The sequence below is a fragment of the Prevotella conceptionensis 9403948 genome (assembly GCF_000312305.1).
GTDB classification, from domain to species: Bacteria; Bacteroidota; Bacteroidia; order Bacteroidales; family Bacteroidaceae; genus Prevotella; species Prevotella conceptionensis.
The window spans coordinates 516,077-527,662 of record NZ_HE999443.1; the positions used below are offsets into that span (position 1 = coordinate 516,077).

8 protein-coding genes are annotated in these 11,586 nt (G+C 49.6%); 5 read left to right on the plus strand and 3 right to left on the minus strand.

The genetic code is table 11. The annotated features are described in order from the left end of the window. Together eno and BN93_RS01870 are read left to right on the plus strand one after the other, a co-directional pair. A partial coding sequence (eno, locus tag BN93_RS01865; RefSeq protein ID WP_044259413.1) for a phosphopyruvate hydratase occupies window positions 1–877 on the plus strand: 877 nt, incomplete at its 5' end. A gap of 423 nt (window positions 878–1,300) precedes the next feature. Continuing rightward, window positions 1,301–1,933 carry a glutathione peroxidase gene (locus BN93_RS01870; protein ID WP_316928602.1) on the plus strand — a complete coding sequence of 211 codons (633 nt, stop codon included), beginning with the start codon at window positions 1,301–1,303 and terminating at the stop codon, window positions 1,931–1,933. A 217-nt stretch (window positions 1,934–2,150) separates the two neighbouring features. Here BN93_RS01870 and hcp read toward each other — a convergent pair whose 3' ends face one another. From hcp to BN93_RS01880, 3 genes are all read right to left on the minus strand, one after another. Next, window positions 2,151–3,803, minus strand: a complete 1,653-nt coding sequence (hcp, locus tag BN93_RS01875) for a hydroxylamine reductase (protein ID WP_198007483.1) — start codon at window positions 3,801–3,803, stop codon at window positions 2,151–2,153. A 504-nt stretch (window positions 3,804–4,307) separates the two neighbouring features. Continuing rightward, window positions 4,308–4,949, minus strand: a complete 642-nt coding sequence (locus BN93_RS18350) for a response regulator transcription factor (protein WP_232211083.1) — start codon at window positions 4,947–4,949, stop codon at window positions 4,308–4,310. Further along, window positions 4,831–7,005, minus strand: coding sequence for a substrate-binding domain-containing protein (locus tag BN93_RS01880; protein ID WP_232211070.1), 2,175 nt, complete (start codon window positions 7,003–7,005; stop codon window positions 4,831–4,833). The genes BN93_RS18350 and BN93_RS01880 overlap by 119 nt, the downstream gene beginning before the upstream one ends. Window positions 7,006–7,048: 43 nt before the next feature. On the opposite strand from BN93_RS01880, the gene BN93_RS01885 reads away from it, so the two are divergent. The 3 genes from BN93_RS01885 to BN93_RS01905 form a co-directional block, all read left to right on the plus strand. After that, entirely contained in the window at window positions 7,049–7,318 is a 270-nt protein-coding gene (locus BN93_RS01885; protein WP_019186664.1) for a hypothetical protein, read from the plus strand. Between the two features lie 1,578 nt (window positions 7,319–8,896). Then, a complete protein-coding gene (locus BN93_RS01900) occupies window positions 8,897–9,670 on the plus strand; it encodes a copper homeostasis protein CutC (RefSeq protein ID WP_019186668.1) in 774 nt (257 codons plus the stop codon). Between the two features lie 382 nt (window positions 9,671–10,052). After that, the coding region (locus BN93_RS01905; RefSeq protein WP_198007484.1) for a transglutaminase-like domain-containing protein at window positions 10,053–11,586 on the plus strand (1,534 nt) is incomplete at its 3' end.

The window sequence follows — 11,586 nt, forward strand, 5'->3', positions numbered from 1 at the left end:
GAACATCATCAATGGTGGCTCACACTCTGACGCCCCCATCGCTTTCCAAGAGTTCATGATTCGCCCCGTAGGTGCATCTTGCGAACGTGAGGCTATCCGCATGGGTGCTGAGGTGTTCCACGCTTTGGCTAAGAACTTGAAGGCTCGCGGATTGTCTACCGCTGTTGGAGACGAGGGTGGTTTCGCTCCTAAGTTCGACGGTATCGAAGACGCTTTGGACACCATCATGAAGTCTATTAAGGACGCTGGCTACGAACCTGGCAAGGATGTGAAGATTGCTATGGACTGTGCCGCCTCTGAATTTGCCGTACAAGAGAATGGCGAATGGTACTACGACTATCGTCAACTCAAAAACGGCATGCCCAAAGATCCTAACGGAAAGAAGCTTACCGCTGCCGAACAAATCAAGTATCTCGAAGAACTCATCACCAAATATCCTATCGACTCTATCGAAGATGGTTTGGATGAGAACGACTGGGACAACTGGGTGAAACTTACAGAGGCTATCGGCGACCGCTGCCAGCTTGTTGGCGACGACCTCTTCGTTACCAACGTGAAGTTCTTGGAGAAAGGTATCAAGATGGGTGCTGCCAACTCTATCCTTATCAAGGTTAACCAAATTGGCTCGCTCACTGAAACGCTTGAGGCTATCGAAATGGCTCATCGCGCTGGTTACACCACCGTTACGTCGCACCGTTCGGGCGAAACGGAGGACACTACCATTGCTGACATCGCTGTTGCTACCAACTCTGGACAGATTAAGACTGGCTCGTTGAGCCGCACCGACCGTATGGCTAAGTACAACCAACTTATCCGTATCGAGGAAGAGTTGTGCTGCTCTGCACGCTATGGCTACGAAAGACTGAAGAAGCAATAAGCATGTGCAATGGTAATGCTTGCCAAATGGCCGACGGCAAGTGCCGAATGGCATCGCGCTTTGGACATTTGGGAGCGTAACTGATAAAAGGGGGCGGCCTGTTTATGGTCGCCCCTGTTTTTTTATTTAACCTCATTTCCAGCCCTACCGACCTCACATCCGCCCCCAACCGGCCTCACCCCCAACCCCTCTCCGAGGGGAGAGGGGAGTAATATGTAAGGCTACAACAAGGCTAAATAATACAATATGTAAAGCCCCAACAAGGGGAAATAATAAACGATGTAAGGCTATTACAAGAACAAACAAGCATAACAGCCACGCCCCAACAAGGCGTTTCACTCCCCTCTCCCCTTGGAGAGGGGTCGGGGGTGAGGCCGGTAGGAGTTGTGGATGCGACTTTTTAGTTTACTCATTAAAGATTTTATGTACTCAAAATTCTATTTTTTAAGGACCTTAACCCTTGCTCTTTTCGCCTTTTTTGTCTTTTCGGGCATGGCGCAAAAGAACGTTTATGGCTTTAAGGTAAAGGATGAAAACGGCCGAATGGTGTCGTTGTCAAAGTATCGTGGTAAGGTGTTGCTCATCGTTAACACGGCCACGCAGTGCGGACTTACGCCTCAATACAAGCCCTTGCAAGAACTTTACGATAAGTATCGCGATAAAGGATTGGTGGTTTTAGGCTTTCCTTGCAACCAGTTTAAAGGTCAAACGCCTGGTACGAACAAAGAGATACGCCAGTTTTGCGAGGCCAATTACGGCGTAACTTTTCCGCAATTTGCCAAGGTTGACGTGAATGGCAAGCAGGCCATTCCGCTTTATCGTTACCTCAAACGCCAGCAACCATTCTTTGGTTACTTGATGAGCGACTCCACACAGCGCGCCGAGTTTGAGCGTTTGCCAAAGGATGTGCCCATAAATGTGGAGTACGACATTCAGTGGAACTTCACCAAGTTTATCGTCGACCGCAATGGAAAGGTGGTGAAACGCGTCGAACCCAAAGACACGATGGAGTATTTGGAAGAAGAAGTGGCGAAGGTTGTTGGGCAGGGCAGATAGCAATGGGTGCAAAGAGACTGATAAAAACCGATGGAGAAGATGGGAGAGCCTTAGGTACACAGCCCTTGCATACCCAATTGTCCTAGGTAAACTAGATTTCTTTGGCTGTCTAGATAGCCTGGCATTTGGCTTTTCTATCAGCTAAAAAACGGCCTAACCGTGCTTGCTTTACAGGGGCGGTTAGGCCGATTTCTTTATTATAGGCAGGCACTAAGCCTTATCCTATCATTCGTTTCAGGTCTTCTTCAACGGTGGTAATGCCGCCAAGTCCGAACTGTTCAACCAGCACTTTCAGCACGCCAGGCGAAACAAAGGCGGGCAGCGTGGGGCCGATGTGGATGTTCTTGATGCCCAACGACAGCAGGGCGAGCAACACGATAACCGCCTTTTGCTCGTACCATGCGATGTTAAAGGCAAGTGGCAGGTCGTTGATGTCGGCCGCACCGAATATCTCTTTCAACTTCAAAGCCACCACAGCCCAAGTGTACGAGTCGTTGCATTGGCCTGCATCGAGCACGCGAGGAATGCCGTTGATGTCGCCGAGGTTAAGCTTGTTGTACTTAAACTTGGCACAACCCGAGGTGAGGATAACCACATCGTGGGGCAACTGCTTGGCAAACTCCGTGTAATAGTCGCGACTGCGCATGCGGCCGTCACACCCGCCCATCGCAACAAACTTGCGAATGGCACCGCTTTTCACTGCATCTACAATCTTATCGGCCAGTGCAAACACCTGATTGTGGGCAAAACCGCCTACAATCTCACCCGTTTCAATCTCCGTTGGCGGCTCGCAGGTCTTGGCAATGGCAATAACTTCCGAAAAGTCTTTATGCCCGTTGGCATCTTCTTCGATGTGTTTCCAACCGGGGAAACCCGTTGAGTTCATCGTAAACACGCGGTCTTTGTAGTTGGCTTTTGGCGAAGGCGGCACGATACAGTTGGTGGTAAACACGATAGGACCGTTGAATGTGCTGAACTCTTCTTTCTGTTTCCACCACGCGTTGCCGTAGTTTCCAACCAGATGCTTGTACTTTTTCAGTTCGGGATAATAGTGTGCGGGCAGCATTTCGCCGTGGGTGTACACGTCAACGCCCGTTCCTTCGGTTTGTTTCAGCAGGTCTTCGATGTCGTGCAGGTCGTGTCCCGAAATCAAAATGCCAGGGTTTTTGCCCACGCCGATGTTCACTTTGGTTATAACGGGGTGGCCATACGATGTGGAGTTGGCCTTATCTAGCAGGGCCATTGCGTTTACGCCCCACTTGCCTGTGTCGAGAACGCAGTTCAAAAGCTGGTCCATGGGTGCGTCGGGGTTGGCGATAATGGCCAGTGCATCGCCCATAAAGTCGGTAATGGTGGTGTCGGTATAACCCAATCGCGAAGCATGTTCGTAGTAGGCGGCCATACCTTTGAGGCCCAGCACGGTGAGTTCTTTTAGCGAACGCAAGTCTTCGTTCTCGTTGCGCAGCACACTTTCCTTACGACTTTGTGCCTCGTAGTCAGCCTTTTCGCCACCCCACAGTATCTCGTGATAGGCTGGCAGCTCCACATTATGCTCTTTGGCGATGGCCAACAGCTGCTTTTTCATGGCGATACCTTTGTCTACTCGTTTGAGGATGCTGGCATCGTCGAAGTTGGCATTGGTGATACAAGCGAACAATGCGTCGACAAAATAAGTGTCTACACCTGCAATGCTCTGCACGCCAGCCTTGCGAATGGCTCGGTCGATGGTGGCAACACCGCGCACCACGCCTAGTAGTAGGTCTTGATAGTTGGACGTCGAGGCCTCTTTTCCGCATACGCCCTTAACGGTACAACCCGTTCCTTTGGCTGTTTCCTGACATTGGAAACAAAACATTTTATTCTCCATCATGCAGTTTTTGTACGTTTAATGTTTGTTATTTTGCGTGCAAAGATACATGGGAAAATACCTAGTAAAGGGTAACAAATGTGTCCGAAGAGTGGTTAATTGAAGTTAAATATACCTATAAGTAGGTAGTAAAGGTAGTAAGTAGTAAAGGTAGTAAGTAGTAAAGGAGTTAGGGAGTTAAGCCAAATGTATAGGTTGCGTTAGGCTAATAGGGCAAGTCAGACAAGTCAGACAGGTCAGACTTGTCCGAGAACTAGACTGAACTAGAAATCTAAAAACTGCACGACACCTTTAAAGGGTGTTAGCCATTTTTTCTCCTTTTCTCCTTTTCACCTTTAAGGAGTTAAGGAGTTAGGGAGTTAAGCCAAATGTAGAGGTGGCGTTAGCCATCTTTTCACCTTTTCACTTTTTCACCTTTAAAGGGCGTTAGCTATCTTTTCACCTTTCACCTTTAAAGGGCGTTAGCCATTTTTTCACCTTTTCACCCTTTCACTTTTTCACCTTTAACTATTTAAGCAGTTCCATCGGACTAACGCCGAATTGGTCTTTAAAACACTTGGTGAAATAAGATGGCGAGGTGAAACCCACTTGGTAAGCCACCTCGGATACCGATGTTGCGCCGCCCTCAATCAGCTTACGTGCGCGGTTTACGCGCGTGGCACGAATAAGTTCCACAGGACTAAGCCCCGTTAACGCCTTCACCTTGCGATAAAGTTGCACCCTACTCAGGTCTACCGCTGCACCCAATTGCTCCACGCCAAAGTCGTTATCGCTGATGTTGCGATGTATTTCGTTGCGTATTTTGCTCACAAACTCTTTGTCGGGTGTGCTTATCTCCTCCTTCGCCAGTTCGTCTGCGCCCGCAAAAACCTGTTTTAGTTGCTTACGGCTTTGTAGCAAGTTGTGGATGCGCGCCAACAACAAGGGCGCACTAAAAGGCTTGGTGATGTAGGCATCTGCACCATGTTCGTAGCCGGCGATGCGCTGTTCGTCGAGTGTTCGCGCCGTGAGCAGAATCACGGGAATATGACTAGTGGCCGTGCTCTGTTTCAGTCGGCTGCACAATTCCAGGCCATTCATCTGCGGCATCATCACGTCGCTCACCACCAAGTCCGGGATATTCAGCTCTGCCATCTGCAAAGCCACCACGCCGTTGGGTGCAGTAAGCACGCGATAATGCGTTTCGAAGCAGCGTGCGAGCCATTTGGCAAACGTCGTCGTTGTCGTCGGTAAAGAGGATGGTAGGCTGATTGGGGTCGTTGTTTTCTTCAAAAATGGTCTGCAACTGCGGAGCATCGGCCTTTGTTGTGGCCTGCGTAGCGGGCACGATAAAAGCTTGTGGCTCGGCAATCGGCGACTGTTCGGCGGCCGATGTCGGTGTTTCGGCCTGCAAATTCAGCGGCAGATGCACGGTAAACACCGTTGTTCCTTCTACCTTACTGCTAACGCTGATGTGCCCGCCGTGCATGTCTACGAAGGCTTTTGCCAAGGCTAAGCCAATGCCCGTGCCGCCTTCGCTGTGTTGCGGTTGGTAAAAACGATCGAAGATGTGGGGCAAATCGCTCTCGGCAATGCCCTTGCCCGTATTGGTTATGCTTAGCGTGGCCGTGCCTTGTGGCGTGTCGGCAGCTAGTTCTACGTTTATTTCGCCCGCTGCCGGTGTAAACTTCACGGCGTTAGAAAGGATGTTGCTCACCACCCTTTCCACCTTTCCTGCATCTATTGTGGCGCTTATGTGTTCGGGCAGACGGCAAGAAAGCCTGATGCGCTTGTGCTCGGCAGCTGCCACAAACTCGCTTACAACATTGCCAATCAGTGCTGCAAGGTCGGTTTCGGCCAGCTGCAAGGTCATCTTTCCGCCCTCCACTTTCCTGAAATCCAGTATTTGGTTGATGAGTTTTAGCAACGTTTGCACGTTTCGGTGCGCCACTTCGAGCAGCCTGCGTTGCACCTTCGACAGTTGATTTTCGGCCAAAAGTTGTTCCACTGGCGTTTCGATGTGGGTTAAAGGCGTGCGCAATTCGTGGCTTACGTTGGTGAAAAACATCAGCTTGGCTTGCGTGGCGGCCTCTATTTCGCGGTTCTTTCCTTCCAACTGTTCGTTGAGTTTCACCTTCGCGAAATAGGCTTTGAGCACGAAGAAAGCGAAAACCATGAGGATGAAAACCAACAAAATGCCCAGCACGAGGATGGTTTTCTGGTTGCTGTATTGCGCCAAACTCTCGTCTATGCGGTGGTTTAGGCGTTGCATCTTGTTGTCGAGCAGGGTTAGTTCGGCCCATTGTTGCAAGGCTCTTTCGGCGTTGGTGGCATCTATCACGCCCGTTTTCAGGATGGTTTCACGCTGAAAGGGGCGACCTTCCAATATGTTCATGGCCAGTTTTAGCACCTCGTCGCCATGCGTGGGATATACGAATGTGGCCAAGAAAGTTCCGTTTTTCACGGCCTCGATGCCGTCGCCAGGGGTGGGCAAAGCATCAACACCCACAATCTTTACGCCCTTTATGCCCAGTTTTTGGGTGGCTTGGTGCGCCCCAATGCCCATTCTGTCGCACTGCGCAAACACCAAATCGGCTCCTCCCACGTCTTTAAACATGCGTTCGGCCTCGCTTTCGGCCTTCTGTGCAAACCAATCGGCGTAGGCGTTGGCCACCACTTTTATTTGCGGATAATGTGCCAGAGCCTCGCGAAAACCACTGTCGCGCTCCATGGCGGGCGACGAACCGCGAAGTCCTTGCAACTCCATTACGCGCCCTTTTCCGCCAAGATGTTCGCCAACAAAGCGCCCCACGGCTCGTCCGATGGCCACATTGTCGGCCCCGATAAAGGCCGTGTACTTGTCTGATGCACTCTTCCTGTCGACCAGCACCACGCGAACGCCGCGGTCGAAGGCCTTGTTGATGACGGGCGTAAGGGCCTTTGCCTCGTTGGGCGACACGATAATGAGGTCGGCGCCTTGTTCAATGAAACGTTCAATCTGCGCAATCTGCACGCGGTTATCGTCTTTGGCCGATGCAAACTCCACGTGCACGTTGTCGTAGAGGTAAGACTCGCGCCTTATCTCGCTGTTCATTTTCGTTCGCCACGAGTCCTCGCTGCACTGCGAAACGCCTATAAAATAACTCTTCTTTGTACTGCAAGCCGATAGCGACAGGGCTAAAAGGGCAAGCAAAGGGAGGGCGAATGTTGTGAGTTTTGGGTTCATATTGAAGTGGTGGTGTGGGCCTTTGCGTTATACTGCAAATTTAATGATAAACCCAGAAAGCACCATCATGTTGCCTTACTTTTTTGTTTGCTTGGCCAAAGTTTCCGAGTTAGTGGGCTGTTTCTACTTCGCAGGCGTGGATGTGGGGGTAGCTGTTCTAGATATTGTAGCTGTTTTAGATATTCTAGAATGCCTAGTTGTTTTAGATATTCTTTTTGTTCTAGATCTTCTTGTTGTTCTAGATATTCTTGTTGTTATAGTTAATCTAGGATGCCTAGTTGAACCTAGTTGTAATCAACTCATTGGCTTATAAACTTACGAAAAACCAACAACTCCCTAACACATCAACTCACAAACTTACAAACTAAAAAAAGACTCACCAACTTACAAACTCAAAAACTCAAAACCTCATCAACTCAAAACCTTAAATCGCTATCTTTTATTTTACAATATCGCTCTAATTTTCGTTCCGTTCTAGCGAAAATAAAGGCCATAATGTAGGTAAATCACCCCTTTTTTCGGTCTTTCACGCCTTCTAACTTGTCGCCTTTTAAGAAAACTACCTGCATTTTGCACCATTTTACCTTTCTAGATTGGTGCCCAACCCATGATTTTTGCGGCCCCAAAAAACACTTTTAGACCCCCAAAACCCACTTTTTAATGGCTATTTTGCCCTTTTGGGCTATGTATTTCATAGCTCTGAAAGGTTTTGTTTATGCAATTGTAGCGTATTTTTATGCCTTTCGCCTTGTGTTTAGCACCATTTTGCACTGCGTTTTGCACCATTTTACCTTGCGTTTTGCACCAAAACGCATTGTATTTAGCACCAAAACGCATTGTATTTAGCACCAAAACGCAGTGTAATTAGCACCAAAACGCACGCTATTTTGCACCAAAACGCACTATATTTTGCTATAAATGGCCCAAAAGTTGGTGCAAATGGCGACTTCTTTAAATAAATATTCATTTCGTTGCATTCGCATGCTACCCTCGTTTTGCACCAAAACAAACCTCCGCGAGAATCGATTTTTTGCGGCAAGGTGAGCGATTGGTGGACAAAAAGGCCACTCATAATGTTAAATTTACGACTAAAAACTAGACAAAAGAGGTTATGCAGTTGGCTCGCGCGAGTGGCCAACGGCGCAGAAAACATGTAGGCTTGCGACGGGCAGAACGAGCGGTTGCAGGGCATGTTGCTCACGTACAACGGCATCAACATCGTGGAAACGCAGAAGTAATAGGCCATCGACAAGCGGTTTCCTGCTTGTGGAGACTGCGTTGAATAACTTCCGCCCATCCACTTTTTAAGGCATAGCCACGTTTTGACACAGACAGATGGGGCATAATTTCAGATTTCATCCCATCCTGGCCAGGCACTTCGTGCATCAACGGGGGGTATCTTTATTTTGCGGCGCAAAGGCATAAACACCGCCCAATTTGTAGAAAAGCTAAAACTCAACACAACTTCGCATTGAACATTTGGCAGGCTTAAACATCATGTTCAAGCCCCTACCGAAAAGCATACATTTTCTACGTGGTAACTTATATTAGCCAATAAGCAAATTCGGAATGCAAATCCGACTTTCTAACAAAGTCTTTCTTTAAACTTGTTACAAAACACAAAAGCGCGTAAATGTGGTGTTTTAATTTACATTAAATATTAAAGAAACGGCTGCATTATTGCCGCTTATTTTGTATCTTTGCCATGAGCGATGCACACAACACACGCCATGCGGAAACAATGAACAACGCAGAAGACAAATTTTCTACGGATAATGGCAACAAGCACGCAACACAATGGCCCGCCAATTAAGGCGAAAACTGTGCTGTATAATGCACAACTACGCCGCAAAAGGCGGCAATCTATTTAACCAAACAATGTAGATATTGTATGAACGAAACGAGCAACAACTTTGAATTTGAGATATGCGCAAACAGCGTGGAAAGCTGTTTGGCGGCCCAAGAGGGTGGGGCCGACAGGGTGGAGCTTTGCGCAGGCATACCCGAAGGCGGCACAACGCCTTCGCATGGCGACATCGTAACGGCGCGCCGACTGCTTAACACCACCAAGCTGCATGTCATCATCAGGCCCAGAGGGGGCGACTTTACCTACTCGGACCTAGAAATGGACATCATGGCCGCCGACATCGACGCATGTAGAGAGGCGGGAGTAGACGGCGTGGTGTTTGGATGTTTAACCCCCGAGGGGGACATCGACCTTGACAAAAACGCCAAACTCATGGCACACGTGGGGCAAATGGCGGCAACTTTCCATCGCGCTTTCGACAGATGTCGCAATCCGCTCGATGCCTTAGGCCAACTGGAACAGCTGGGATTTAACCGTGTGCTAACCTCTGGACAGCAGAAAACGGCCGAAAAAGGCATCCCCCTGCTATACAAACTGCACAAACGGGCAGGCAAAAACATCGCTATCATGGCCGGATGTGGCGTTAACGAACGCAACATCTTCAAGATACACGTGGAGACAGACGTTACCCAGTTCCACTTTTCTGCACGCGAATCGGTGCTCTCGACATGCCAATACATGGGCGGAAACGTGCGAATGGGCGGAAAAGACACCGATGAGGCCTATCGAGAAGTTACCACCGCACGCCGTGTTAGACACACAATAAAGGAGCTGCGCGGCGAAACGGAGAACGAATAGCCCCCTCAAACAGACCTCCACAGCCCCAAACGAGATGCGCCGACAGCCCGAGACCCCACATGCGGCGCAGGCAATGCGGCTGCTTTGCCCGACAGATAAAAACGAGATTTTGAACGGGATGCAGGCGCACGAGCAGGGCTTTGGGCGTACGATAAAACCTCTTTTCCATATTAAATAGTTTGTTTGTTAATTGCATTTGTGTCCCCGTCGCCAGCCGATATGCAAGCCATACGGCCGACGGGGCGCAAAAAACTTCTGAGAAACGAAATGCGCAAGCCATCTTTTAGCCATGCAGACACCGCAAAACTACAACAAGATGACCCACGCATACCATAATGTCACAACCCCTTATCTTACATCAACAAAACCATTTACTATCAGCATGAGAAAGCTATTTCTATCACTCTTTGTCGCCTTGGTGGCATGTAACGTTGCCCAGGCTGGATTTTACCATTTCATTTCTGACGACAAATACCGTGCAGAAGTGCATAAAGACTTCACCGAGAAAATGCAGTTGGTGGGCAAGAACTTCTTCACTGCAACCCAAACCGTGCCTTCGGTGGCCGAACAAGAGGCTTTGGAGTTTCTGTATGCCTACATGCCCGTGGCCGATGTCACCGATTACACCACCGCTTTCTACCTAGATAACGTGAAGGCCACGTTCAAGGCGCGCGACGAAATGCCTTGGGGACGAGATGTTCCCGAACTGTTGTTCCGACATTTCGTACTTCCCATACGTGTGAACAACGAGAACTTGGACAACACGCGCATGGCGTTGTACGACGAACTGAAAAAACGCGTAGAGGGTTTGAGCATGACCGAGGCCGTGCTGGAACTGAACCACTGGTGCCACGAGCATGTAACTTATCAGCCATCTAACGCGCGTACGTTGGCGCCTTTGGCCTGTATGAAGACCGCCATTGGGCGTTGCGGCGAAGAAAGCACGTTCACCGTGGCCGTATTGCGTACGTTGGGCATCCCCGCAAGGCAGGTGTACACGCCACGTTGGGCGCATACCGACGACAACCACGCGTGGGTGGAGGCATGGGCCGACGGCAAATGGCACTTCCTTGGCGCCTGCGAACCCGAACCAGTGCTCGACTTGGGCTGGTTTAACCTGCCTGCATCGCGCGCCATGCTTATGCACACAAAGGCTTTCGGCAACTATCGTGGTCCCGAAGAAGTGATGTTGCGAACCAGTAACTACACCGAAATAAACCTCATTGCCAACTATGCACCCACGGCTCGCGTAGACTTTGCCGTGGTGGATGCCGCAGGAAAAGCCGTTGATAAGGCCAAAGTGGAATTTAAGATATACAATTATGCCGAGTATTACACGGCTGTGAACAAGTTTACCGACACGCGTGGGCGAACGTTCCTCACCGCTGGCGTGGGCGATATGCTGGTGTGGGCCTCTAAGAATGGGGCATACGGATTTGCCAAGGCATCTTTCGGAAAGGATAAGGCCGTTACCATTCGCCTTAACCGCAGTGCCCGTTCGGATGCAAAGATGACGGTGGGCGCACTCGATTCGGTTAATATCGTACCGCCCGTTGAAAGTGCCACGCTACCCGAGGTAACGTTCGATGAGGCCGTAGCCAACAAGCTGAGGTTGGCAAAAGAAGACAGTATACGCCACGCTTACGAGGCCACGTTCTACAAACCCAAGAAAGATGGGCGCATAGGCGACTTCTTAAAGCGTGCTCGCGGCAACTGGAAAACCATCCATCAGTTTGTCAGCAGTCACTCAGACCGTCTGGATCGCGCGTTGGCATTGCTGGAAACGCTGCCCGATAAGGACTTGCACGACATGCCACTCGAAATTCTTGAAGACCATTTTGGGGCTGAAAGCAACCAATTGTCGCCGCGTGTGGAAGACGAAATGATTATCGCTCCCTTTAAACAAACATTCCAAC